21 protein-coding genes are annotated in these 23,897 nt (G+C 45.2%); 15 read left to right on the plus strand and 6 right to left on the minus strand.

Going from position 1 to position 23,897, the window contains the following annotated elements:
• Nucleotides 1-32: 32 nt before the first annotated feature.
• From ACXHJ1_RS10765 to ACXHJ1_RS10780, 4 genes are all read right to left on the minus strand, one after another.
• Nucleotides 33-2,579, minus strand: a complete 2,547-nt coding sequence (locus ACXHJ1_RS10765; protein ID WP_457906053.1) for an ABC transporter permease — start codon at nt 2,577-2,579, stop codon at nt 33-35.
• Nucleotides 2,576-3,253 carry an ABC transporter ATP-binding protein gene (locus tag ACXHJ1_RS10770; protein ID WP_017425557.1) on the minus strand — a complete coding sequence of 226 codons (678 nt, stop codon included), beginning with the start codon at nt 3,251-3,253 and terminating at the stop codon, nt 2,576-2,578. Before ACXHJ1_RS10770 ends, ACXHJ1_RS10765 begins: the two co-directional genes overlap by 4 nt.
• A 107-nt stretch (nt 3,254-3,360) precedes the next feature.
• On the minus strand, nt 3,361-4,278 hold the full coding sequence (locus ACXHJ1_RS10775) for a sensor histidine kinase (RefSeq protein WP_107734529.1): 918 nt from the start codon (nt 4,276-4,278) through the stop codon (nt 3,361-3,363).
• Nucleotides 4,279-4,956 carry a response regulator transcription factor gene (locus ACXHJ1_RS10780; protein WP_107734530.1) on the minus strand — a complete coding sequence of 226 codons (678 nt, stop codon included), beginning with the start codon at nt 4,954-4,956 and terminating at the stop codon, nt 4,279-4,281.
• Nucleotides 4,957-5,280: 324 nt separating this feature from the next.
• Between ACXHJ1_RS10780 and ACXHJ1_RS10785 the strand changes: the two genes are divergently transcribed.
• The 7 genes from ACXHJ1_RS10785 to ACXHJ1_RS10815 all read left to right on the plus strand — a co-directional run bounded on the left by ACXHJ1_RS10785 (nt 5,281) and on the right by ACXHJ1_RS10815 (nt 11,250).
• Nucleotides 5,281-6,234 (plus strand): ABC transporter permease, encoded by a 954-nt coding sequence (locus tag ACXHJ1_RS10785; protein WP_019688644.1) that lies wholly within the window; start codon nt 5,281-5,283, stop codon nt 6,232-6,234.
• On the plus strand, nt 6,224-7,174 hold the full coding sequence (locus tag ACXHJ1_RS10790) for an iron chelate uptake ABC transporter family permease subunit (RefSeq protein WP_017425553.1): 951 nt from the start codon (nt 6,224-6,226) through the stop codon (nt 7,172-7,174). Before ACXHJ1_RS10785 ends, ACXHJ1_RS10790 begins: the two co-directional genes overlap by 11 nt.
• The gene (locus tag ACXHJ1_RS10795) at nt 7,168-7,926 is read left to right on the plus strand and encodes an iron ABC transporter ATP-binding protein (RefSeq protein ID WP_045245008.1); all 759 of its coding nucleotides are present in this window, start codon (nt 7,168-7,170) and stop codon (nt 7,924-7,926) included. Before ACXHJ1_RS10790 ends, ACXHJ1_RS10795 begins: the two co-directional genes overlap by 7 nt.
• Nucleotides 7,927-7,938: 12 nt before the next feature.
• Nucleotides 7,939-8,919, plus strand: coding sequence for a siderophore ABC transporter substrate-binding protein (locus ACXHJ1_RS10800; protein WP_019688641.1), 981 nt, complete (start codon nt 7,939-7,941; stop codon nt 8,917-8,919).
• Nucleotides 8,920-8,952: 33 nt separating this feature from the next.
• The gene (locus ACXHJ1_RS10805) at nt 8,953-9,696 is read left to right on the plus strand and encodes an alpha/beta hydrolase (protein WP_107734531.1); all 744 of its coding nucleotides are present in this window, start codon (nt 8,953-8,955) and stop codon (nt 9,694-9,696) included.
• 158 nt (nt 9,697-9,854) lie between these two features.
• A complete protein-coding gene (locus ACXHJ1_RS10810; RefSeq protein WP_107734532.1) occupies nt 9,855-10,766 on the plus strand; it encodes an aldo/keto reductase in 912 nt (303 codons plus the stop codon).
• A 157-nt stretch (nt 10,767-10,923) separates the two neighbouring features.
• Complete coding sequence (locus ACXHJ1_RS10815) at nt 10,924-11,250, plus strand: thioredoxin family protein (protein ID WP_019688638.1); 327 nt, start codon at nt 10,924-10,926, stop codon at nt 11,248-11,250.
• Nucleotides 11,251-11,375: 125 nt separating this feature from the next.
• Here the strand turns inward: ACXHJ1_RS10815 and bacA are convergent, their stop codons facing one another.
• Nucleotides 11,376-12,149, minus strand: coding sequence for an undecaprenyl-diphosphate phosphatase (gene bacA / locus ACXHJ1_RS10820; protein ID WP_031462256.1), 774 nt, complete (start codon nt 12,147-12,149; stop codon nt 11,376-11,378).
• 151 nt (nt 12,150-12,300) lie between these two features.
• A complete protein-coding gene (locus tag ACXHJ1_RS10825; RefSeq protein WP_017425547.1) occupies nt 12,301-13,665 on the minus strand; it encodes a hemolysin family protein in 1,365 nt (454 codons plus the stop codon).
• A 224-nt stretch (nt 13,666-13,889) separates the two neighbouring features.
• Between ACXHJ1_RS10825 and ACXHJ1_RS10830 the strand changes: the two genes are divergently transcribed.
• The 8 genes from ACXHJ1_RS10830 (at nt 13,890) to ACXHJ1_RS10865 (ending at nt 23,671) form a co-directional block, all read left to right on the plus strand.
• Nucleotides 13,890-14,690, plus strand: a complete 801-nt coding sequence (locus ACXHJ1_RS10830) for a DUF1836 domain-containing protein (protein WP_025365859.1) — start codon at nt 13,890-13,892, stop codon at nt 14,688-14,690.
• Between the two features lie 204 nt (nt 14,691-14,894).
• The gene (locus ACXHJ1_RS10835; protein ID WP_017425545.1) at nt 14,895-15,836 is read left to right on the plus strand and encodes a glycosyltransferase family 2 protein; all 942 of its coding nucleotides are present in this window, start codon (nt 14,895-14,897) and stop codon (nt 15,834-15,836) included.
• Between the two features lie 39 nt (nt 15,837-15,875).
• Entirely contained in the window at nt 15,876-16,829 is a 954-nt protein-coding gene (locus ACXHJ1_RS10840; protein WP_016820343.1) for a glycosyltransferase family 2 protein, read from the plus strand.
• A gap of 73 nt (nt 16,830-16,902) precedes the next feature.
• The gene (locus ACXHJ1_RS10845) at nt 16,903-18,282 is read left to right on the plus strand and encodes a lipopolysaccharide biosynthesis protein (protein ID WP_013373123.1); all 1,380 of its coding nucleotides are present in this window, start codon (nt 16,903-16,905) and stop codon (nt 18,280-18,282) included.
• Entirely contained in the window at nt 18,257-19,231 is a 975-nt protein-coding gene (locus tag ACXHJ1_RS10850) for a polysaccharide pyruvyl transferase family protein (protein WP_025365858.1), read from the plus strand. Before ACXHJ1_RS10845 ends, ACXHJ1_RS10850 begins: the two co-directional genes overlap by 26 nt.
• A 300-nt stretch (nt 19,232-19,531) precedes the next feature.
• A complete protein-coding gene (gene def / locus ACXHJ1_RS10855; protein WP_016820341.1) occupies nt 19,532-20,113 on the plus strand; it encodes a peptide deformylase in 582 nt (193 codons plus the stop codon).
• 125 nt (nt 20,114-20,238) lie between these two features.
• A complete protein-coding gene (locus ACXHJ1_RS10860; RefSeq protein ID WP_457906054.1) occupies nt 20,239-22,029 on the plus strand; it encodes a cache domain-containing sensor histidine kinase in 1,791 nt (596 codons plus the stop codon).
• Nucleotides 22,022-23,671: a response regulator gene (locus tag ACXHJ1_RS10865; protein ID WP_457906055.1), complete on the plus strand. Its 1,650-nt coding sequence runs from the start codon at nt 22,022-22,024 to the stop codon at nt 23,669-23,671. The genes ACXHJ1_RS10860 and ACXHJ1_RS10865 overlap by 8 nt, the downstream gene beginning before the upstream one ends.
• The last annotated feature ends 226 nt before the right edge of the window (nt 23,672-23,897 follow it).

Here is a 23,897-nt window from a genome sequence, read left to right on the forward strand (position 1 = left end):
TAGGTATTTTGCTTGCTTATTTTTAGGTGCAACTACTCTGATTCTCGAAGTCGCTCCACAATACTTTGTTTGTTATTCATAGAATAGACTGCTACTGGTATCAGTATCCCAAGCAAGAAGAGTAAAGGCAACAAGACTAGAAGTGGCCAAAGTATAAAGTGATAGCTTAAAAGCCATAGCAAGCTGCAAAATGGTTTTACAATCAAAAGAGAAAATAAGACTGCCAATAGAATAGAGGTCAGGCTGGTGGCACAAACATAATATAGTCCTTCATAAATCAGCATTCCCCGCAATTGCCGTTTAGTCATGCCTATGCTCTGCAACATAGCAAATTCATTGCGCCGGGTCAGTATGCTGGTTAAAATTGCATTTAAAAAGTTCAGGATACCTATCAGGCCAATAATCAAGCTAAGCGTGCCACCGATCAACTCAACAGTGGTTTGCATACCTGATAAAGCGTCCTTTGACGTAATTTTGGATTCGTAGTTCATCATCGGTTCGATTGTTTCAGTATAGCGCTTCAAAAAGCTCTGCATTGACGCTTCCTGATTTGAGGATACATTAAAGGCGTAGCTCATCACAGCAGGCTCTTTTACAAGTGATTTGTATATTTCCGCCGGGAGGTAAAAGCTATTATAGCTCGAAAGGCGATTCGAATTGGTGGATTTGATACCCACATGACCAAGCACTGTAAACTTTTGTGTAATATACTCTCTACCCAATGGAACATCATCTACTGTTCTCACATAACTATGCAAAGTAACGGTTTCGCCCACTTTATGATGAATGCTTTCCATGTAAGGCTTGTCGTTATCGTTCAGTTCGACTCCCTCCAGGATATACTTACCGGAAGCTAGTTTCTTAAAATCAAGCTCGCCATCAATCAATTGCAGCCGATGCAAGGGTAAATCTTCGAGCCCATACACGTCTACAAGGAAGTTGCCGCGAGCGTCAGTGTTCTGGGTATCATCCGTGATTCCCTTTGTATTCTCGGCCGTGAAAGCTGTTGGGTCACCGTACAATCGACCGCCTTCTTCGAAGCCTGGTTGTGCCTGTACAGCCTTAATAAAACTTTCGGTGGTCCCATTTTCTTGCCCACTAAAACTGGTGGGAACCTGGAAATATTCAGCATGGGCAATGAGAAAATCGGTATCATTAAATTTGGCTAAAAATTTATCCATATCAAAGCTCTGGGATAGTGTGAAGGCAGTGTTCAGAAGGACCAAGCTTAAAGAAAGACTTATAACCACTAAAACAGTGCGTTTTTTATTACGCCCCAAATTGGAACGAGCCATGAGGTGGATTTTTGCACCTCCGGTTGATATTTTCAGCTTACCATTGCTCTTGTTTACTCCACCTGTGTATCTGACTGCTTCTACCGGCGATACGGACGAGGCAACTCTGCCTGGCTTGAAAGTGCTGATCATTACGGTAATGAGGGCGAACAAAGCCGATCCTATAAAAATCCATGGGTTGGGGGATACCGATACCTCGGTACCGTTATATATACTCATATTTATGATAAAAGGCACGAGCGATTTACCGACAAAAAAACCTGCTATCAATCCGATCGGGATTCCTAGCGCTGATAGAATCAGTGCTTGTCTGCGAATAATCCGGCGTATCTGCTTGCGGCTTGTACCGATCGTCTTTAAGAGACCGTAAAAACGGATATCTCGCATCACTGATATTTGGAAAATATTATATATAATCAAATAACCAGTAAACATGATCAGTAACAGGGCAGAAGTTAACGCTATGATGGTCTCTGTATCTAAACTAAGATTAGTCGAGATGTATGCCCAATTTACATTATTCGCGATATAGTTCGGTGCATCTTCGTCAAGTGAATAACCGCTTTCGGTAATCACTTTATTGAGCTTTCCTCGCAAATCAAAACTGTTGTCGAACATCATATATGCACTAATGGTTCCTGTATGGAAGTGATCTTTTTTATAGTTGCTTTGTAATTCCTTGGCATGAGCATCCACATAGGATTTGGAGGCCAATATTTGTCCTGCGCTAAACACAGGATCGCTTTTCCACCAGCCAGAGAGGACAAAATCACGCTGTACTTCTTTACCTCGTATGTTAAGCTTTAGACTCAGAGGTGCTCCAATTTTCAGTGGAACATCCAATAGCTGCAACGTCTTGGAGTCTGCAATCACTTCGTTTTTCGCCACAGGCTTGTGCCCCGCATTAAGTTCAATTAAACCGAGCTTCAACCCTACATCATCGTAATACCAGAATTCCGTATGGCGTTTTAGGAAGCTATCGTTTTTAACTCCGTCGCTTAATATACGGTTATAAGCAATTTCCTTGATCAATGGATGATCCTTGACATGATTAAATTCATCATCCGTTATATATTTAAGTACGGCATGTCCATCTCCACCGGACTGTCGCATAGTTGCCCGTTGTAAGTTTTCAACAGCACCGAGCCCCAAGGTGTACAACGTTGTAAATAACAATGAAGTGAGAGCTATGGCAACAATGGCAAAGAGGTTACGGGCTTTGTTTACTTTGAAGCTCTTATCTGCCAGATTACGGATCGTCTTTTTATTTCTAACCTGAATCATTTGCCTTCACCACCGACCATTTTACCGTCCTCAATCCGTATAATCCGGTCTGCCATTTGCGCAATTTCCTCGTTGTGCGTAATCATCACCATCGTTTGTTGGAACTGTTGACTGGATACTTTGATGAGCCCCATCACATCCAGACTGGTTTTACTATCCAGGTTTCCAGTGGGTTCATCTGCCAGGACAATGGCGGGTTTGGCTGCCAGTGCTCTGGCAATGGCTACACGCTGCTGCTGGCCTCCTGAAAGATGGTTGGGCAGATTATTCAGCTTATGGTCAAGGCCCAAGGTATGTACAATTTTATCTATGTGGGTTTTGTCCGGTTCTTTACCATCCAGTTCAATAGGAAGCACAATATTTTCGTAGACATTTAAAACAGGCACTAGGTTGTAATTTTGAAATACGAAGCCAATTTTCCGTCTGCGAAATATAGTCAATTCTTCATCTTTCAATGTGAAAATATCTTTACCGTCAATCGTAACGTTTCCACTTGTCGGACGATCGAGTCCACCCAGCATATGGAGAAGGGTAGATTTGCCGCTCCCGGACGTACCGACAATGGCCACAAATTCTCCGCTTTCCACCTCCAGGTTCACCCCATCTAGGGCATGAACAGCAGTATCCCCGTTACCATAATACTTCTTCAACTCCTGAGTTTTTAACAGAGTCATTCATTTCTCCTCCATGAAAAATAGTCTGTATCACCATACTTCGCAATACAGACTTTACCATATGAATCTTTCTACAATCTTTCTGAAATCTAACAGTGTTGTAAGAATTACTTGTCTATGGGGAGAAAAATCGAGAAGGTGGAACCACTGCCGCGGCGTGACCATAGTTTGATGTATCCGCCCCCAGCTGAAACAATTTCTCTTGTTAAAAATAGTCCAATCCCGACACCTTCTTGCGAGATTACAGTTTGTGATCGATAGAAACGCTTGAAAATCTTGCTGTGTTCTTCTTCTGCAATCCCAATGCCATTATCAGTAATATCAATCCGGCAGAATAAATCATAAGCACTCACTTTAATAAATATATTCCCGCTCATTTCTGTATATTTGACGGCGTTATCCAAAATATTATAGATTGCCTCAACCGTCCATTTTAAATCAAAAGAAGCCTGAATTTCTTTACTCCCCATAGTAATCGAAATCCCTTTAGCGTTTGCCTTCGGCATAATTTGCTCCAGTGCAGTGGTTAGTAGCCTTTGAACTGACTCCTGCCTTGACGACAATTTGATAATCCCTGTTTCAAGCCGTGATGTTTTTACTAAGGAATGGATCAGGAAATGAAGCTTTTCGGCTTGTGTGGATAAAGCTTTTACACAAGTGGAACCTTCCGGTGGCAAATCATATTCACTAAGCAGTTGTGAGTAGAGGAGGATATTAGCAATAGGGGTTTTCGTTTGATGCGAGATATCAGAAATAAGCTCGTTTATTTTATTTTTTTCTGCCAACAAATTTTTCGAGGAAACGGAGCAAATGGAAAGAAATTGCGCAAGCTTGGCCTCTACTGCTGATAAGACGGATTCGTCAAAAACGCGCTCTGAAAACTCGCCACTAATTGCAGCTTCAATCATATGATCCATAGTTTTCATTGTTTTATGTACGTTCTTACGATAGAGAAGAATGGTAACCCCGGCTATGAAAAGAGCAGTAATAGCAATTCCAAAACACGCATAATTCAGGATCGTCATTCATTTCACCGCCCAAGTGTAGCCGATACCGTACACAGTCTTAATGTACAGAGGAGAGGAAGGATGGTCCTCCAGCTTGTCACGTAGCCTTTTTATGGTGACTGACAACGCATTTTCGCCCACATACTCAGCGCCATCTGTCCAGATGCTGTCTACCAAATGATCACGCGAAACGGTATTTCCTCGATTGTTGATTAGGATGCGCAACAATTTTTGCTCCGTTTTACTTAGTTCAATAGGTGTACCATTCTTAATAAATTCCATTCTCTCGAATGAAAAAGAAAAATTGTCTAGCTGAATGGAGTCCGCAAGCGAGTATCTGGATTTCTTTAGCTGAACACCAACCCTTGCTCTCAGTACCATCAGACTGAAAGGCTTGGTGATGTAGTCGTCAGCACCCAGCTCAAGACCAGTGACAATATCTGTTTCCATATCATTTGCTGTCAGAACGATGACGGGAATCATTGTTTTTTTTCGTAAATGGGTTAAAAGATCGAGTCCATTCCCATCCGGCAAGTTTATATCAAGAATCACTAGGTCAAAGGTAGTGACGTTCAATTGCTCTTTTGCAGCAGCTATGTCATACGTTTGCACAAATACGTTGTTAGGTTCTTTGAGGGCAAGAACAATACCGTTACTCAAGGCGGTATCATCCTCGACAATTAATATGTGATTCATCATTCTCCTCCTATTTTTTTAATTCATCAAGTTAATGAATCTCGAATTCCAAGAATTGCTTACAGTAAAAATGAGAAACGGGTAATCCTAAATCTTCCATCCCTATTTTACAGGATATTGCTCTTATTCGCTCATTCACTCTTCAGACTATTCAGGTTTTGCTAACACCTTTTTTGACATGGCTTATTCATTGCAAAAAATTTGACAGATACAATATCACTGATATAATTTATCCTAGTTGTTTTGATAATGATTATCATTATTGGAGGGGAGGACAGGGCCGAAGCTTGGTACAGGTTATTGGACAGGCTCCCTTAGTTAGAAATGAAATTGCGCTATTTAATACTGGCTTTTATCGTACTGGCCTTCGCCTCGGTGTTTATCGGTGTGCATGATGTAACTCCACTTGATTTGTTCCACTTATCCAACGATCAAGCGCAGGTGCTCCTGATTAGCAGATTCCCACGTTTGGTCAGCATCATTATCGCAGGGGCGAGTATGAGTATTTGCGGGCTCATCATGCAGCAGCTTACCCGGAATCGGTTTGTTTCGCCGACCACCGCAGGCACGATGGATGCGGCACGATTAGGTGTGCTGATGGCTATTATGGTGTTTGGAGCGGCAGGATTTTGGACGAAGATGCTGACGGCTTTTGGATTTGCTCTAGGGGGAACCCTGGTTTTCATGAAGATACTGGATAAAATCCGTTTTAAGGACCCGGTATTTATCCCGCTTGTCGGTTTGATGTTTGGAGGCATTTTAAATTCGGTGACGACTTTTTTTGCTTACAAATACAATCTGATTCAGGGCATTTCTTCGTGGATGCAGGGGGATTTTTCTCTCATTATGAGTGGTCGCTACGAAATGCTGTATCTCAGTGTTCCTTTGGTCGCGTTGGCGTACATATATGCGAACCGTTTTACAATTGCAGGCATGGGTGAGGATTTTGCAGCCAATTTGGGCGTACATTACAAGCGCACTGTCAATGTTGGTTTGGTGATCGTGGCTTTGGTGTCCTCTGTTGTCATCTTAACTGTCGGGACGATTCCCTTTTTGGGACTGGTTGTACCCAATCTGGTCAGTATGTACATGGGGGATAATCTGAAAAAAAGCTTGGCACATACAGCGATCTTGGGTGCCGTGTTTGTGCTGTTTTGCGATATTTTGGGACGGGTGATCATTTACCCATATGAAATTTCGGTAGGGCTAACGGTTGGTGTGATCGGAAGCGCGTTGTTCTTGTATTTGCTGCTGAGGAGAAGGGCTTATGAATCCTAAATTAAAAATCGGAATATTAGCCGCTGCCGCGCTTGTGTTGATTGCTGCTTTTGTGTTTATAGATCTTCCGCACACCTGGCATTACGCGCTGCCACGACGATTGAAAAAGGTCGCAGCCTTCATTCTGACCGGTGGCTCCATTGCTTTTGCAACTGTTATTTTCCAGACGGTCACGAATAACAAGATTTTGACCCCGGGTATTATCGGGCTGGATTCACTGTATATGCTGATTCAGACGACAATAATTTTTGCATTTGGTTCCGTCCCGCTGATTTCGACCAGCAAAGAATTAAACTTTTTGCTGTCGGTGGGGATGATGGTGCTGTTCGCGGGATTGCTATACAAGTTAATTTTCCGCAAAGATGGACGGGGAATTTATGTGCTTTTACTGATCGGTCTGGTGTTTGGGACACTGTTCAACAGCCTGTCTACCTTTATGGAGGTGCTGATAGATCCGAACGAATTTGCGAAAATTCAGGACAAGAGCTTTGCCAGCTTTAGCAATGTAAACACCGAACTGTTATGGCTTTCTGTATTCGTGCTCGTGCTCGTATTTGCTTATGCGTGGAGATTCATTAAGTACCTGGACGTGCTGTCGCTCGGACGGGAGCATGCGATTAATTTAGGTCTCCCTTACAGTTATATCATCAAAAGATTGCTGATTATTGTAGCGATTCTCATCTCCATATCTACGGCACTTGTTGGACCAATCACATTTCTCGGATTAATTGTGGCCAATGTGGCTTATCAGGTGATGAAGACGTATCAGCACCGTTACATAATTCCGGCCTCCATCTGTGTTAGTGTCATCGCATTGGCAGGATGCCAACTGCTGGCAGAGAGAGTATTCGACTTGTCGACAACAGTCAGCGTCATTATTAACTTTATCGGGGGGGTGTACTTCCTGTACCTTTTGCTGCGGGAGAATAAATCATGGTAGAAGTCAAAAACGTAACCAAACGCTACGGGAATAAAAATGTGGTGGAGCAGGTATCCGTCACTGTACCTAAAGGCACCATTACCTCCTTTATTGGTCCTAATGGCGCTGGAAAAAGCACCTTGTTGTCGATGATTAGTCGCCTAACTGACAGTGATGAGGGAGAAATCCTGATTGACGGGCAGGCCGTGAGCCTGACGAAAAGTGAGGAGCTAGCCCGGAAGATATCCATTTTAAAACAGACCAATGATGTCAACATCCGCTTAACCGTAAAGGAGCTGGTCAGCTTCGGCCGTTTTCCGTATTCCAAGGGCAGATTGAACAGCGAGGATCGCAAAATGGTGGAGCAGTCTATGGCTTACATGGGATTGGAGGATATGAAGGACAAGCATATTGATTTGCTCAGTGGAGGACAGCGGCAACGGGCTTTTATTGCTATGATTCTGGCACAGGACACGGAATACATCCTGCTGGATGAGCCGCTGAACAATTTGGATATGAAGCATTCGGTTCAGATTATGAAGACGCTACGCAATTTAGTGGATGATCTGGGCAAAACGATTCTGGTGGTGCTTCACGATATTAACTTTGCTTCCTGCTATTCGGACCATATTGTCGGGATGAAGAATGGTAGATTGCTAAAACAAGGAACGGCTGACGAGATGATAGATAGTCAGGTATTAAAAGATTTGTACGATATGGATATTCCGATTCAACAGATCGGTGATCATAAAATTTGTGTGTACTTCACTTAGGAGGAATGTAGAATGAAGAAAAATTTGATGTTTTTAACACTGATGCTTGCATTGGTACTGATCGTATCGGCCTGTGGCAAAGCGGCTCCGGCAACACAAGAAGCGACTGGCGATGGCTCATCGACTGCAACAACGGAATCCAAAACCGTCTCGGTCAAACACGCACTCGATGAGAATCCAGTCCAAGTCAAAGTCAATCCGAAAAATGTTGTTGTTTTTGATTTTGGTTCATTAGATACGTTGGATAAGCTAGGAGTAGACGTTGCGGCGGTAGCGCAGCAGGATCTTCCTACGTATTTGAGCAAATATAAAGATTCCAAATATGCAAGTGCGGGTACGCTGTTTGAGCCGGATTATGAGAAAATCAGTGATCTCTCTCCTGAACTGATCATTATCGGCGGCAGACAAGCTGATGCATATAAAGAGTTGAGCAAAATTGCACCGACTATTTCGATGGCTGTAGACACCAAGGATTATATCAATTCCTTTAAGAAAAACGTTGAAACCTTGGGTCAAATCTTCGATAAAGAGGATGCTGCCAAACAGGAACTGGCTGCGATTGATAGCTCCATTAAGGCTGTACATGACAAGGCGGTAGCGAGCAAGGCTAAAGGATTGATCGTACTGACGAACGAAGGAAGCCTGAGCGCATATGGCTCACAATCCCGCTTCGGTATCATTCATGATGCTTTTGGCGTAACTCCTGTAGATCCTGACATTAAAGTATCCACGCATGGACAAAAGGTTTCTTTTGAATATGTACAGCAAAAAAATCCAGATTATATTTTTGTCGTTGACCGTGGGGCTGTGGTGGTCGAGGAAGGCAAGGAACAGGTTACAGGTAAACAAACCATTGAGAATGAACTGGTGAAGAAAACCAATGCATATAAAAACGGTCATATTGTATACCTTGATCCTAACTACTGGTACCTGTCAGGTAATGGTCTGGAATCCGTATCTGAAATGATCAAGGAAATAGATGCTGCACTGTAATGCATACATTCACATCATGGGGGACTGCGTAAGATGAAAGGTCATGTAGATGAAATTTCATTAGATGGGTATCTTCTACACATCTATACACCTCCCGTATCTGTGAATCATAATGAGCTGTATCCTGTGATGTATGTACAGGATGGCAGCTCTTTATTTCTAAGCGGGTTGGATGAGCTGGAAAGAGGTTTTTCTACGGGAGAGCTGCCCCGTGTGATACTGGTGGGCATTCAGCCCGTGAATCGGCTGGACGATTATACGCCTTGGAAGACAGCTGCTTTAGTAGAGGGAAGACCTGCTTTTGGCGGTGGCGGAGATGCCTATCTGGCGTTTGTGGTTTCAAAAGTAATGCCCTATGTCGAGGCAAAATATCCAGTGCAAACTGGGCTGGAGCATACAGGGCTGATCGGTGCTTCGTTGGGTGGACTGATTTCCATGTATGCGGCCTTCCCGTATACGCATATATTTGGACGCATTGGTTCGATCTCGGGCTCATATTGGTTTCCTGGTATGATCGATTATATGCAATCTGCATCATTTGCTACTGTAATGGCCGGGACACACCGGGTATATATATCTGTTGGGACCCGTGAAGGGGAAGGGAAGACGAATGTACAAAAAGACATGGTTCCGCTGACCCTTCAGGCACACGAGGTGCTCCTGATACAGGGACTTGACACAAAAGACGTGCTGCTTGAGCTGGATCAAGATGCGGTGCATCGTGTGGATTGTTTTCAGCGTCAGTTTCCTAAAGCTGTACAATGGCTGTTCGGATAGCTTCTAAGGGAATATGAATTTCATACAACAACTTCAAAGGATTGGAGAGCGTGGAGTCTCTATGTCTTTGGGGTTGTTTTTTTTGTATGTATTTTTCGTATAATAGAGAAATGTTAAAAATTTAAAGTTATACGTCATTGAAGTGAGGGGAGACAACGATGAAGAAAAACCGTCTGGGAGCTTCGGATTTGCTGGTAGGTGAGATTGGCTTGGGATGTATGTCGGTCGGTACGGAGGAGCAGCAAGCTGTTTACTTGATCCATGAAGCGTTAGACAGGGGCGTAAATCTGTTGGATACGGCCGATTTGTACCAGCATGGACGTAATGAAGAAATTGTGGGGGCAGCCATCCGTGGACGGCGCCAGGATGTCATCCTGGCGACCAAGGTCGGCAATCGGCGTATACCGGGGCAGGAGGGCTGGGGATGGGACCCGTCGAAGAAATATATCCTGTCAGCCGTGAAAGAAAGTCTGCGCCGCCTGAGAACGGACTATATCGATCTGTATCAGTTGCACGGAGGGACGATTGATGATCCGATCGATGAAACCATTGAGGCTTTCGAGCAACTGCAGCAGGAGGGTGTCATCCGCTACTATGGTATTTCTTCCATTCGCCCGCATGTCATCCGTGAATATGTGGAACGCTCGAATATCGTTAGTGTTATGAATCAGTATAGCTTGCTGGATCGGCGTGCAGAGGAAGAAGTACTGTCTTTGCTTCAGGAGCGGGGAATTAGTGTGATTGCACGTGGACCCGTGGCGAGCGGCGTATTGGCTGACAAGGGGGAAGAAAAGGCAGCGAAGGGATACCTAGACTACGAAGAAGCAGAGCTGCTGGACGTGCGTAAGCAATTAAAGGCATTTGCAGGGGCGGACCGTAGTATGGAGCAGACAGCGATCCGTTATAGCCTGTCTCATCCGGCTGTCGCGGCTGTGATCCCGGGTGCAAGCTCTTTGGGGCAATTGGAGCATAATATTTCCGCTGCCAACATTGCGCCGCTAACTGAGCACGAGCGAGAGACGCTACAGCATATCAGCCGAGCCAATCGTTATGATGCGCAATACCGCTGATCCGAGCCACAATAGTATAAGTGAAGTATACGCTCGAACATGTACTCATCCCAGTTGCAATATATAAAAGAATCATTACAATATAGGAATAAGCCTGATTTATCATTCATATGTGAATGTGAAGATATTATCAATTCACTCTAGGAGGGACCAACGAATGGAACGTATCGAATCTGAGCAGCAATATCAGGATTTAATTAACGGTGACGGTCTAACCGTCGTGAAATTTGATACCAGCTGGTGTCCAGATTGCAAGACGCTGGATAAATTTATGGACGGCATTATGAAGGAGAATGCGGATAAGCGTTTCTTTGCGCTGGATGCCGAGAAGTTTCAGCCGATTGCTGAAGAAAATCAAGTACGCGGCATTCCGAGCCTGCTCGTGTTCCGTAATGGCGAGAAAATTGCTCATTTGCACAGCAAATACGCCAAAACGCCAGCTCAAGTTTCGGAATACCTGACTACGCTGGAATCCAAACAGTAATCAGTACGCATGGTAGGTAGATCAGGACGATCTACCCAAGCCCGCAAAATAGCAAAAGGGATATCCAAGGCTGACCTTAAGGCCACTTGGATATCCCTTTTTGGTTATAGGATATCAAACAATGATTACAAAATAATGAAAAAGAACACAGCCGCTAACACGAAACGATAGATGGCAAACGTAGTCAAGCTCAAGCGCTTGAGCAGACCGAGGAACGTTTTGATTGCCAGCATCCCGACGATAAAGGCAGTAATAAAGCCGGCTGCGAACACCGGGAAATCACTCATAGACAGATGATCCATACTTTTAATCATATCAATCCCCGATGCACCCAGCATGACAGGAACAGATACGAGGAATGTAAATTCTGCGGCTGCCGTATGGCTTACACGTGCGAATAGGCCCCCAGACATAGTTGAACCTGAACGAGAGAAGCCTGGCCACAGAGCTAGGACTTGGAACACACCGATGGTAAATGCTTGTTTGTACGTGATCTCATCCAACGTATGTGATCTAATAGGCGGATGGAATTTTTCAGCCGCAATCATGAGCAAGCCCCCGATGACCAAACTGTACAAAACCGTTTCAGGACCAAACAAGTATTGCTTGATCACATCACGGAACAGTACACCAATTACTCCCGCAGGGATCATGGCTAAAATAATATGTAACAGGTTTAGACGTGGCTGGGATGAAATTTTGCGTCTGAAATCAAACAGGCTGAGGAATCTGCGCCAGTATAATACAACGACCGCCATCACAGCACCTAATTGTACGATAACCTCAAATGTTTTGACCGTATCATTCTCGGTGTTCAACCCTAGAAGATCAGCCGTAAGGATCATGTGACCCGTCGAAGAGACCGGCAAAAACTCTGTCAGCCCTTCAATAATACCCATAATAATAGATGATAAAATATCCAATTTACTAGCTCCTCCTTACACGCATGTAGGGCAAACAACCTGAGTCGTTTGCCCTAAAAATATGTCATTTCAGTAGGAGTGAACGCAAGTGCCAAGTGCAGTATGCTGGTCGCTCAGATCACAAAGTTCACTCCTGGGAAGAAGTGTCCGACTCCATTTCCGAGATCGGGGATTTGTGGTGTAAAATAATTTCCACCCGACGAATACGATTTTTACCCATTTCACGAATGATAAATTTCACATCATCTTCTATGAATTCCTTGCCCTGTCTCGGTTCCGGAACCCGGCTATACACCCACCCTCCGACAGTATCCACGTCTTCATCATCCAATGTCAAGCCCGTCAGATCACTCAGATCGGAAAGCATCACTTTACCATCCATCAAATAACTGTTCTCCGTCAGTTTCTCGATTTCCTTCCGTTCATCCTTATCAAATTCATCCCGAATTTCGCCAACAATCTCCTCCAGAATGTCCTCAATGGTAATCAGACCAGAGGTTCCACCATATTCATCGACCAGGAGAGCGATATGAACCTGCTCCTTCTGCATACGTTTCAACAGCGTGTTGACGGGAATAACTTCCGGAACGGTCAAGATCGGTTGAATCAGGCTATCGAAAACAAGCTCGGGATTGCGATCATACTCAAGGAATAGCTGCTTGGTATTAATCATACCAATGATCTGATCCTTGCTGTCTGTCGCTACCGGAAAACGGGTATACTGTTCTTCGTGAATAGTCTGCATGTTTTCTTTGAGCGAGCGATTCGTAAACAAGCATACCATATCTGTACGTGGCACCATAATTTCTTTGGCAACGGTCTCGTCAAAAGCGAAGATACGATTTACGTAGCCATATTCGGTGTTATTGATCTTACCACTTTCCACGCTTTCGGACAAAATGATCTGAATTTCTTCCTGAGAGTGCGCTTCTTCATGCTCAGTAGCCGGTTGAAGACCGAACAGACGAACCAGGCGATTGGCCGAGCCGTTAAGGAGCCAAATAAACGGATACATAATCCGATTAAACCACACGATGACTGGAGAGGTTAACAGGCTGACAGCTTCCGCTTTGCGGATCGCCAATGTTTTGGGAGCCAGTTCGCCGATCACCACGTGCAGGTAAGTTACAATGACAAATGAAATAATAAAGGCCAGGATATGTGAAAACTCCCCATTGATGTTGAGCTGTTGAAAGAGAGGCTCCAGCAGTTTGACTACAGTTGGTTCACCGAGCCAACCGAGTCCTAACGCTGTAATCGTAATACCAAGCTGACAGGCAGACAGGTAGCCGTCCAGATTATTGACGACTTTTTGTAGCGCCAGTGCGTTTTTACGGTTCTCCACCACCAGCTGATCTACCCGGCTGGAACGGATTTTAATAATCGCAAACTCGGTAGCCACGAAGAAAGCACTAAATAAAATCAACACCGCAAACAAAAATAGACTGACACCTATACCCATATAATTTTCACTCATCCCTTTTTCGTTCAATTTTTTAAGGAACTCTATTTTGAGTTCACTTGAACTTATTTTAAGAACTTAAAAGAAAATATACAAGGTTCATATGGAATCGTAGCAGGTCACCTACCTCTAATTTACACGAAAAATAAGGCATAATAGTACCCGCACGGCTCATTGCTTCACTTTACAAGCCTAGTTTAAGGGCGTATGATGAGTTCGAATGAACTTGAAATGCAATAAAGGGAGGAAAGCAGATGGAGTCTTTTACCCTCACTCGCCGTGATATGGCCCATTTGTTGCTGGCCATGGAAGGCCGCAGCGAATTGCAGCCTTTGGCTGTTCTTCAGGACGCCTGGAGGCGCACTCATAGCCATCTCGCCCGTTCCGGTAGTACCATGCCGACATTTCTATATACCGAAGTGACGCCTGTGCTGGATAAAATCATCAAGGGCAAGCACAGCGCAGCCTTTTCGCTGCAGGAGATCGTTTCTTTAGGCCAACTGGTGGAATATAGCCATGTCTCACTGGCCTCTATGCAAAATTGGGTCAAACGTGATTTCAAGGAGTTCCTCGGCGCTCCGAAAATCGGCAAAAAATACTCAGTCAACCAGGCTGCTATATTGCTCATCGTGGAAGATTTAAAATCATGTCTTGATTTTGAATCTATCCGTCAGCTATTTTATATCCTGTTCCAACAGCCAGAAGATGATACGGATGATCTGATTCAGCCGGTCGATTTGTACGCTGCATATTCAACTTTATTTGAAGAGCTGGATGCGAACGGAGACCAACTGCTTGATGTGGCAGGAGCAGGGTATGCAAAAGACAACGGAAATTCTGCTACAGGACAGAAACGTCAGGAAGCTGCGACAGAAGAACTGCTGGTACAAGCCGCAGATCAATATACTTGTCGTTTACAGCATTTGACCCCTAACCAGTGTGAAGCAGTGCGTAATACTTTGCTGGTGGCAGCGGTATCGGTGCAAAATAGTTATTTTTTGTCGATGGCACGTCGGTATGTGAATGCCACGTTGTTTCTGGATTTTCAAGGATAGATCAGGATTGGCGCAAGAAGCCGATCCTATTTTTTTGCTCTTTTTTGAGGATTGTCTACCCTTTTGGAGACTGAAAAAGTATACAAAAGAGGTATATACACTCAAACGCTGTCAAAGATACAATAAACATATATAATCCAGCAATTGGAAAAACTTTGAATATCTCTTCCAAAGCATCTGGATACACACACAGGAGGTAATGGCATGTCCGATGTCTCCATCATCATTTGTACCCGCAACCGGATCGAAGACCTGACACGCTGTATACAATCTATTGCTGCACAGCAACAATTGGAGCATACAGCTGTAGAACTGCTGATTGTTGATGACGGCGATATTTCCGACCAACAGATTGAACAGTACCGTCACATGGTGTCCGGATTGCCTCAAGGTGTTCTCAAATATTATAAAAAAAGTCGTCCCGGCGTTTGGTTATCCCGCTATGAGGCCTTGTCTCTCGTACGGTATGATATTGTGCTGTATTTTGACGATGATGCCGAACTGGACGATAAACTCTATATCCGGCGCTTGCTCGATACCTACGAACAGGATGACACGATTGTAGGTGTTGGAGGGATTGCAAAGGGACTACATTCAAGCCGGGCAGGAAAGCTGCTTGGCGTTTTGACTTTTCAAATGTCTTCTTCCCTTGGCAAGCTCTCGCCCAGTAGCCTGGCAGGTTCCTTACTGCGTTGGAGCGAAGCAACCGAGACTTTTGACACTGAATTTTTCCATGGCTGCAATATGTCATTTCGGAGGGATGCGCTTCGGGACATGAAGCCGTATCCGTGGATGACCAGCTATGCGGTGGCTGACGATTTGTACATGTGCCAGTTAGCGAGTCGTTACGGCAAACTGGTGATTAATCCCGACTTAATGATCATCCATCATGAATCTCCAAGCTCGCGCGATAAGGCGGGCAAAGTAGCCAAGGCCACAGCGATTAACCACTATTATTTTCTTGCCCTGAAAAAGGCAGGATTTATCCAGTATGGAGCTCTTTTATGGACCTTAACCTACTTGATGCTCAAAGAAACGCTGCGCCGTAATTTTAACGCAGCAGATGGATACAAGCAGGGGGTGTTGTTCATTCTGAACCCGCGTAAGCAAAAATATAACGAATATTTAGGCCCGGCGGTTCAGTAATCTGCTTAATACACATTGACAGGATAAAGGGGGAGTATGATGTTAAGCTTGTCCATTGCTCTGTGCACCCGCAATCGGGTTGACGATCTGACCCGATGCATCAATTCAATTGCCATGGGGGGAGCACCAGAGGCATGTGAAACCGAGCTGTGGATTATTGATGACGGAAAACTGCCAAAGCATGTGCTGGAACGTTATGAGCATCAGTTGAGCAGAGCGGGAATTGCCTACCGATATCATCGTAAGGAGCAGCCCGGACTATGGTTATCACGTGTAAAGACGGTGGAGCTTGCGCAAGGTGACATCATTTTGTTCCTTGACGATGATGTTGAGCTGCCGAGCAACTACTTGAATGAGTTGATGCGCACCTATGAGGCGTATCCGCAGGCAGCTGGTGTTGGCGGCATAGCACAGGGAATGAGTAACAGCTTCATGGGTACAATTCGCTGCTTGCTTTCGTTCCAGCAATCTTTGTCCAAAGGGAGATTGTCCCTCAGCGGTCAGTCCGGTTCGATGTACAACTGGCATAAGGCCAAGAAGACGTTTAAGACCCAGTTTTTTCATGGTTGTAATATGTCATTTCGCCGTGATGCGATTCTAAGTCTGGAGCCGGTACCTTGGTTGCAAAGCTATAGCGTCGGCGAGGATTTATTACTTTCCCGTATCGCCATGAAAAGCGGTCCATTGTATATTAATCCGGCCCTTACGCTGCTTCACCATGAATCGCCGTCCTCGCGCGACAATATGGAACAGGTTACTTATATGCGGGTGATGAATCATATTCATCTACTACGTGACGAGGGATCTGGGCCGATCGGTTATGCAGCACTATATTGGACGACGTTGTATCAGATTTTAAGGGAGAGACCCAAAAAAAATCATAAAGCCATTCAAGGCTATAGAAGAGCACTGAAAGAGATTTTCTCAAGTACGAAGGAGCCTGTTAGCGGAGGACAGTTGTCTGAACGCAATTCCAAAAAAACGGTAGGCTGATGGGGGTACGTCAAAAGACGCGATGTGAGCATAGAGACGAGAGGCTTAATAAGGAACAGGAGTTGGACGTAACATGAGCACATGGACAGCAGCAAGGAAAGTATTCACGGGTGACAGTCTCGCCAAAACGATCATGCGCACGAGCTTTAACAATTTTTTTGTGCTAATCGTCACGACCCTGACTTCCATCCTGACCGCACGTATGCTCGGAGTAGAGGGGAAAGGTGAACTGGCGGCTGTTCTGTTCTGGCCTACGCTGATCGGCAGTGTATTGAGCTTCGGCTTGCCAACCTCGTTAATTTATAACCTTAAGAAGAAAACAGGCACGACGGAAGAACTGCTGGCGTTGTCGCTCTGGATTCAGTTGCCTGCCAGTCTGTTGGCGGGAGCGGTGGCCTGGATATGTATGCCGCTGTGGCTGAATGGCTATGGTGCAGACATTATCCAACTGTCGCAGATTTATTGTGCGGCAGCAGTACCGTTAGCGGTGCTTACAGCACTTACGACGGCATTATCGCAAGGACTGGATCGGTTTAGCGTATATAACGGCCTGCTGTTTTACTATCCGTTACTGAATTTCATCGGTCTAGTGACCCTGTGGCTGATGGGCTTACTCAATGTACAACTGGCGGGGGCAGTGAATTTTGCCGCGAGTTTCCTTGCGCTCATGTGGGCGTTCCTCCGATTGCGCAAGCATATGAACCTACGCGCATTTCGTCCGTTGACCAGCCGCCAAGTGCTGCGCCCTTATTATAGCTATGGAGCGCGGGTGTATGGGATGGAGTTGATGGGAACGCTGTCCACACAAACGGACAAAATCGTCATTGTGGCGCTGCTGTCACCCAAAGCGTTCGGTCTGTACTCTGTTGTCTACGCCTTGTCCCGTGTGTTCAATGTGGTGCAAAATGCCGTCACTAATGTAACCTTCCCGAAAGTGACAGGGATGGAACACAGCAAAATTGTCGAAACGGTGGGTCGTGCTTTTCGCATCTCCATGGCTGCGATGCTCATCGTCATTGTGCCAGCTCTCTTTATTGGTCGATACATGCTGGGTTTGCTGTACGGGCCCGCTTTTCTGGAAGCATCGCTAACGTTCTACCTGCTATCACTGGAATGTATTATCGGTGGTGGCTCATGGATTCTGGCTTCGGCTTTTAACGCACTCGGTCGTCCGGGACTGGTATTGTTCCGGCAAATTGTGGCCTATGCGATCACCGTCGGTCTGTTTTTTATTTGTACACCGATCTTCGGTCTGGACGGCATTGCTATTGCTTTGCTTGTAGGTGCTTGTGTACGGTTGGCGTTCTCGCTGTTCTCGTTCCCAATGTTTTTCAATGTTCCGCTATCCCGGATCATTTTTGATAAAAGTGATATTACATTTGTCTTGCAGACTATACAAAAGAAGCGCAGGAAGGGAGAACTGAAAGATGCCGAATTCGCATCCCATGGCTAAACTGAAAAATAAGCTGAGCGTCATTCTCGACGTAGTCCCTCAAGGTTCGAACATTATTTATGTCGATTATCCCGTCTATAATAACGGTGGGGACGTACTGATCATGAAAGGCACCGAAGCGTTCTTTAAGGATAATGGCATTCGTGTCCGTGCCCGTTATAGCGCCATGGATATTCCCGATCAGCTTCATATTCCGGGCGACTGGATTATCGTATGCCACGGCGGTGGCAACTTTGGCGATCTATATTCAAATCACCAAAATTTGCGGGAACGCATCGTTCGTGATTTCCCTAACCACCGAATTGTAATCATGCCGCAGACGATCCACTTCCAGTCTGAACAGAAGGCTAATGAGGTGGCTGCCCTGTTTAATGCTCACCCGGATCTACATATGTTTGTGCGGGATACACGCTCTTATCAGTGGGCTAAGGATAAACTGAACCAGTGCAGTATCACATTATGTCCAGATATGGCACACCAGCTTTGGCCATTGAAGCCGACTACGGAAACCGTGAAGGACGTATTGTACTTCCTGCGTACAGATATTGAAACGGTAGGAGGACAAAAGAAATTCGATGACGAGGCTGATGCCTCACACCGTCTGGACTGGGATACTTTATTCACTCCGCTGGAAGTGAAGGGGATTGTATATTTCCAAAAGTTTTACCGTCTGAATAAGAAAATCGGCGGCCCGTTGCCTACGCGTACATTCTGGTACAAGTACACCGACCATCTCATGAACAAGGCGGTTACGCTGTTCAGCTCTTACCGCGAGGTTCGCACTTCACGGCTGCATGGTCATATTCTGGCCTGCCTGCTTGATATGCCGCATGTCGTCATCGATAATTCTTACGGCAAGAATTCGCAATATTATAATACCTGGACACAGCCGAATCCGAAGGCGAAGCTGTTCAGTGAAGCACCCGAAGCATTAGAGCAACCGTCTTAATCGTAAGAAAAGCTATGTAAAGACCTCCTGAACACTTCAGTTTAGGAGGTTTTTGGTTCAGTGCTATAAGAACATAAGTATAATTTAATTAGATAAACAATTAAGGCAGTGAATATTTAATGGCTTTATATAGAGAGGGCGCATCATGGCTTCTCTCTCCCATACCGCTCTATTTTGACAATTCATTTCATGAATAGATATAATTTATGGGATAAAACTTGCAGAAAAGCGGGGAATTCTCCAGCTTTTGCTGTACATCACATGATCGTAATATTTATTTAAATGAATCGAGGCTGACGAATGAGCAATCAATCGATGGACATGCTTCTCACGAAGGATATCGTGCGTGAAGGGGAACCGATTTTGCGCACAAAGGTTGATCCGGTATGTCTGCCGCTGTCTGAAGAGGATCTTCAACAGATGCAATGGATGCTGGATTACCTGAAAAATAGCCAAAATGAAGAGCTGGCCACCCGCTATGAGCTGCGCCCGGGTGTAGGGCTATCCGCCAACCAGGTTGGGTTGAATAAAAGAATGTGTGCTATTTATTATGAAGATGGAGACAAAACGGTAGAATATGGCCTGTTTAACCCGAAGCTGGTCAGCCATTCTACATCCATGATTTACTTGGAACAGGGTGAGGGATGCTTGTCTGTAGATCGGTACATACCCGGATATGTACCACGTTACGAGAAGATTCGCATCAAGGCCAATTTACCGGACGGAACTCAGGAACTGTTAACGTTTAAGGGTTATGCAGCGATTGTCGTACAGCATGAAATGGACCATCTGGATGGCATTATGTTCTATGACCGTATCAACCCGGAAGATCCGTATAAGCTGCCACAGGGAGTGCATATCGAACCTTTTGTACGTAAATAGTTCGTGATCCGTAAAGTGTGGTGACTCCGTTCACCACCTTTTTATTTGGCAAGAAAATATGGATATAAATGTTGTGAAGCTTTAAACTGAAAATATGTAAGCGCTTATCTCACAGGAGGGATGGCATGTATCGTGGAGTAAGGCATCTGATGAATAATATGCGTATGCGGAATAAGCTGCTCTTCTCCTACGTACTGATTGTCATGATCCCAGTGCTGGTGGTGGGCGGCTGCGTTATTTTTTATTTGCGAGAGCAGGCACTGGACAGTGCGATTGCCCAGACGGTAAATAATGTGGAAAAGATTAAGAGCCAAACAGCAAATTTATTACGTGTGCCCACAGATATTTCAAATGGGCTAATGTTCGATAAAAGGCTAAAGGAGATGGCGAACCGCCGTTATCCCGGCATGGTGGAGCTCATGAATGCGTACCATCAATACAAGGATTTTAATGAGTACACCCAGCAATATAGAGAGGTTGCTACTATCCGGTTCTATTCTTACAATCCGACGTTGGTCAACAATCTGGAGTTTATTCCTGTGGACGCTAACATTGAGCGGCAGCCGTGGTTCCAGGAGGCTTTGAAGGGGACGGCGATTAACTGGTTTTACATTCAGGATAAGGAGGATAACCCAGTTAATCGCCTCAGCCTGGTACGGCAAATTCCTTTTCCCGAATACAATTCCAAGGGAGTTCTGATGATTGCACTGAGTCAGACCGAGTTGAATCATATGCTGAGCAAGGAGCCCTTTGAAACCTTGATTACGGATCGTAACGGAATTGTGGTCGCAGCTACCCATCCGCAGTCAGTAGGTCGGACGTTGACGGATTTACATTTAGGCTTTGATGTCCAGCGTGCAGGTAAGGGGATATATGAAGCAAAAATTAACGGAACGCCCTCGAACATTATTGTGGATGAGCTGCTGCCAACCTCAAGTGTGAGCGGATTGACGATTATTTCGGTGTTTTCAACGGAACATATCGTGCAGGGGGCAAACCGGGTCAGCCTGATTGGTGCATTATGTGTACTAGCGGTACTCATCATGGCGCTGATTCTGATTACCATCATTTCCTGGCTTATTACCAAACGGCTCCAGCGGCTGAGCTATGAGCTGGGTCAGGTAGCTGCGGGTGATTTTCATGTGGTATCAAGTGTGGAGGGAAGGGACGAGATCGGTGATTTATCCCGCCGTTTCAACTATATGGTGAGTAGTATCCGCCAGCTTATGGCACAGGTCTATGAGACGAGTGAACATAATAATAAGCTTGAATTGGCACAAAAGGATATCAAGCTAAAAATGATGGCAAGCCAAATTAATCCGCATTTTCTGTTTAACGCGTTAGAATCCATTCGAATGAAAGCACACCTGAATGGGGAGGCGGAGATAGCAACGACGGTTCGTTTGCTTGGCAGGCTGATGCGCAGGAATCTGGAGATTGGCAGTGGTAAAACAACCGTATTACAGGAGCTGGATATGGTGCGATCCTATTTGCAAATTCAGCAGTTCAGGTTTGGAAATCGTTTGGTCTATGAAGTGAATTTGGAAGAAAGCGCGAAGGACATGTCGATTCCTCCCTTAATCATACAACCGTTAGTGGAAAATGCAGTCATTCATGGCCTAGAAAATAAGGAAGAACCAGTTACCGTAAAGGTAGATATCACAATAGAACAAAGAGAGCTGCACATTAAAGTGGCTGATGATGGAATTGGCATGGAGGAAGAGCAACTGACCCGTCTGTTGGATCGGATCACGGGTACGGAGGAGCCGGAAGGGAGCAGTATCGGTCTACGCAATGTTCATCAACGTCTGACATTGATGTATGGTGAACGTTATGGTCTGCATATTGAAAGCGCATTACAGGTAGGAACAACCGTATACTTTTCCATACCAAGGGAGGAAGCGTCGAATGTATAAAGCGATGATTGTAGATGATGAGCCTGCGATTCGTGAAGGACTGTCTTCCATTATTGACTGGGGAGATTGTGGCTTTCGCATCGTCGATACGGCTGAGAACGGACGCGAGGCTTTGGAAAAGTTCGGAGAGCATCGACCAGAACTGGTCATTGTAGATATTCGTATGCCTGGGATGAGTGGGTTGGAGGTTATACAAAGCATACGCCAAATGAATGGGGAGCCGTATCACTTTCTCATTTTAAGCGGATATGCAGACTTTAATTATGCTAGGCAAGCCATGGGATTCGGGGTGGATGGTTATTTATTGAAGCCCGTTGATGAGGAAGAAATGACGCTGGAGCTAAAGCGAGTACGGCAAAGCATTGAAAACGAAAAGGGAGATGGAAAGTGGGGGAGTCCGTCTTCGCATGAGCGCGATTGGATCGAAGCATTGCTGTTTCCGGTTCATGGAGAACATGCTCGTAATGCTGTAGACCCCAGCCATCGTGCATCCAAGCAGGCTGAACACCAAAACGGCGGTGGAAAACACGGACAACAGCCAGCGTTACCAGCCTTGGACTGGAGTAGCTATCAGGTGGTTTTGCTGGATTTGCGTATACCTGACTGGGATCGGCAAGCCCGGCAGCTGGCAGCAAAGCAGCGGCTGGCCGAATTGTGTCGTGAGCAGGGTAGAGGCATTGTGTTTGAGGCTGGAATATATACGGGCCTATTGCTTCCCGCCATGTTAAAAACGGAAAAAGATGCTGTTCAGTTGCTGGCTGCATGGCGACAGGAGCTAAAACCGTGGGTAAATGAAATCTATGGGGCTGCCGGCGCTCCGGTAGACATTCTCAAGGATATCCCCAGATCTTTTGAGCAGGCGTTACGATTATTGGAGCGTGTGTTTTTGTTCCGGGCAGAAAGAGTCATGCTTCCCGGCGACCTACATGAATGGGAGACAGCACATGCTGAAATGGATGAAGCGTCTGATAGAGCATCAGATGATCCCATGCGTTATGCAGAAAAGCTGTACTATGCGCTGGATATGGGTAATGGTAAAGCGGCAACCCGTGTCATTAAGGACATGGAAGTCCAATTTCCCCAGATTTATCGTACAGAATCTGCAATCAAGGCGGCATTCGCTCAGACATTCACACTTGCACTGAACAAATATGCAGCTGGACAGGAACACAGCCGGACCGTGCTGGAGGAGCATTCCAACTTGATTACCAATGTATATGCGTATTCAACATTGGGCGAGCTGGTGGATCACTCGCTCGAACATGTGTTGCAGTGGATTGGCCAAACTGATACGGGTGGCAAGGAGATCATCATGAAGCAAATGATTGACTTTATACATGGTCATTATGATGAAAATTTGCGGCTGGAGTTACTGGCAGATATGTTCAATTATAATAGTGGGTATTTAGGCAAACTGTTCAAAAGTCATACAGGCGAGGCCTTTAATGCCTACCTGGATAAGGTAAGGATTGAGCGAGCAAGGGAATTGCTTGCACAGGGGATTAAGGTACACCAAGTCGCGGGCCGCGTGGGGTATGCGAATGCAGATTATTTTCATAGTAAATTTAAAAAGTATGTTGGAATGTCACCTTCCTCCTACCGTAATCAGGTCCAAAAGAACGGAGGAACAGATGGCTGTTGATCGATTCCCTAGGTTTAACGTTATGAAGTCTCTCTTGCAGATGTCGGAGGTATATCCTCCGAATGAAGAGAGGCTCTTTTTTTATATATTGAAAAAAGACGGATCAATAGAAAATGTCACATTGATTATGGATTTTAGGGCATTTTCATAAAAATGCCATCGTTATGACACAACTTTGACACGATGTTCACATTTTTGATTCAATTTCATTTAAATTTATTCTATA

This window comes from Paenibacillus sp. ALE2 (assembly GCF_054113385.1).

What these genes read in the sequence shown, in the direction of transcription:
- ACXHJ1_RS10765 (WP_457906053.1), bottom strand. Translation starts at nt 2,579, where the DNA reads ATGATTCAGGTTAGAAATAAAAAGACGATCCGTAATCTGGCAGATAAG.
- ACXHJ1_RS10770 (WP_017425557.1), bottom strand. Translation starts at nt 3,253, where the DNA reads ATGACTCTGTTAAAAACTCAGGAGTTGAAGAAGTATTATGGTAACGGG.
- ACXHJ1_RS10775 (WP_107734529.1), bottom strand. Translation starts at nt 4,278, where the DNA reads ATGACGATCCTGAATTATGCGTGTTTTGGAATTGCTATTACTGCTCTT.
- ACXHJ1_RS10780 (WP_107734530.1), bottom strand. Translation starts at nt 4,956, where the DNA reads ATGAATCACATATTAATTGTCGAGGATGATACCGCCTTGAGTAACGGT.
- ACXHJ1_RS10785 (WP_019688644.1), top strand. Translation starts at nt 5,281, where the DNA reads ATGAAATTGCGCTATTTAATACTGGCTTTTATCGTACTGGCCTTCGCC.
- ACXHJ1_RS10790 (WP_017425553.1), top strand. Translation starts at nt 6,224, where the DNA reads ATGAATCCTAAATTAAAAATCGGAATATTAGCCGCTGCCGCGCTTGTG.
- ACXHJ1_RS10795 (WP_045245008.1), top strand. Translation starts at nt 7,168, where the DNA reads ATGGTAGAAGTCAAAAACGTAACCAAACGCTACGGGAATAAAAATGTG.
- ACXHJ1_RS10800 (WP_019688641.1), top strand. Translation starts at nt 7,939, where the DNA reads ATGAAGAAAAATTTGATGTTTTTAACACTGATGCTTGCATTGGTACTG.
- ACXHJ1_RS10805 (WP_107734531.1), top strand. Translation starts at nt 8,953, where the DNA reads ATGAAAGGTCATGTAGATGAAATTTCATTAGATGGGTATCTTCTACAC.
- ACXHJ1_RS10810 (WP_107734532.1), top strand. Translation starts at nt 9,855, where the DNA reads ATGAAGAAAAACCGTCTGGGAGCTTCGGATTTGCTGGTAGGTGAGATT.
- ACXHJ1_RS10815 (WP_019688638.1), top strand. Translation starts at nt 10,924, where the DNA reads ATGGAACGTATCGAATCTGAGCAGCAATATCAGGATTTAATTAACGGT.
- bacA (WP_031462256.1), bottom strand. Translation starts at nt 12,149, where the DNA reads ATGGGTATTATTGAAGGGCTGACAGAGTTTTTGCCGGTCTCTTCGACG.
- ACXHJ1_RS10830 (WP_025365859.1), top strand. Translation starts at nt 13,890, where the DNA reads ATGGAGTCTTTTACCCTCACTCGCCGTGATATGGCCCATTTGTTGCTG.
- ACXHJ1_RS10835 (WP_017425545.1), top strand. Translation starts at nt 14,895, where the DNA reads ATGTCCGATGTCTCCATCATCATTTGTACCCGCAACCGGATCGAAGAC.
- ACXHJ1_RS10840 (WP_016820343.1), top strand. Translation starts at nt 15,876, where the DNA reads ATGTTAAGCTTGTCCATTGCTCTGTGCACCCGCAATCGGGTTGACGAT.
- ACXHJ1_RS10845 (WP_013373123.1), top strand. Translation starts at nt 16,903, where the DNA reads ATGAGCACATGGACAGCAGCAAGGAAAGTATTCACGGGTGACAGTCTC.
- ACXHJ1_RS10850 (WP_025365858.1), top strand. Translation starts at nt 18,257, where the DNA reads ATGCCGAATTCGCATCCCATGGCTAAACTGAAAAATAAGCTGAGCGTC.
- def (WP_016820341.1), top strand. Translation starts at nt 19,532, where the DNA reads ATGAGCAATCAATCGATGGACATGCTTCTCACGAAGGATATCGTGCGT.
- ACXHJ1_RS10860 (WP_457906054.1), top strand. Translation starts at nt 20,239, where the DNA reads ATGTATCGTGGAGTAAGGCATCTGATGAATAATATGCGTATGCGGAAT.
- ACXHJ1_RS10865 (WP_457906055.1), top strand. Translation starts at nt 22,022, where the DNA reads ATGTATAAAGCGATGATTGTAGATGATGAGCCTGCGATTCGTGAAGGA.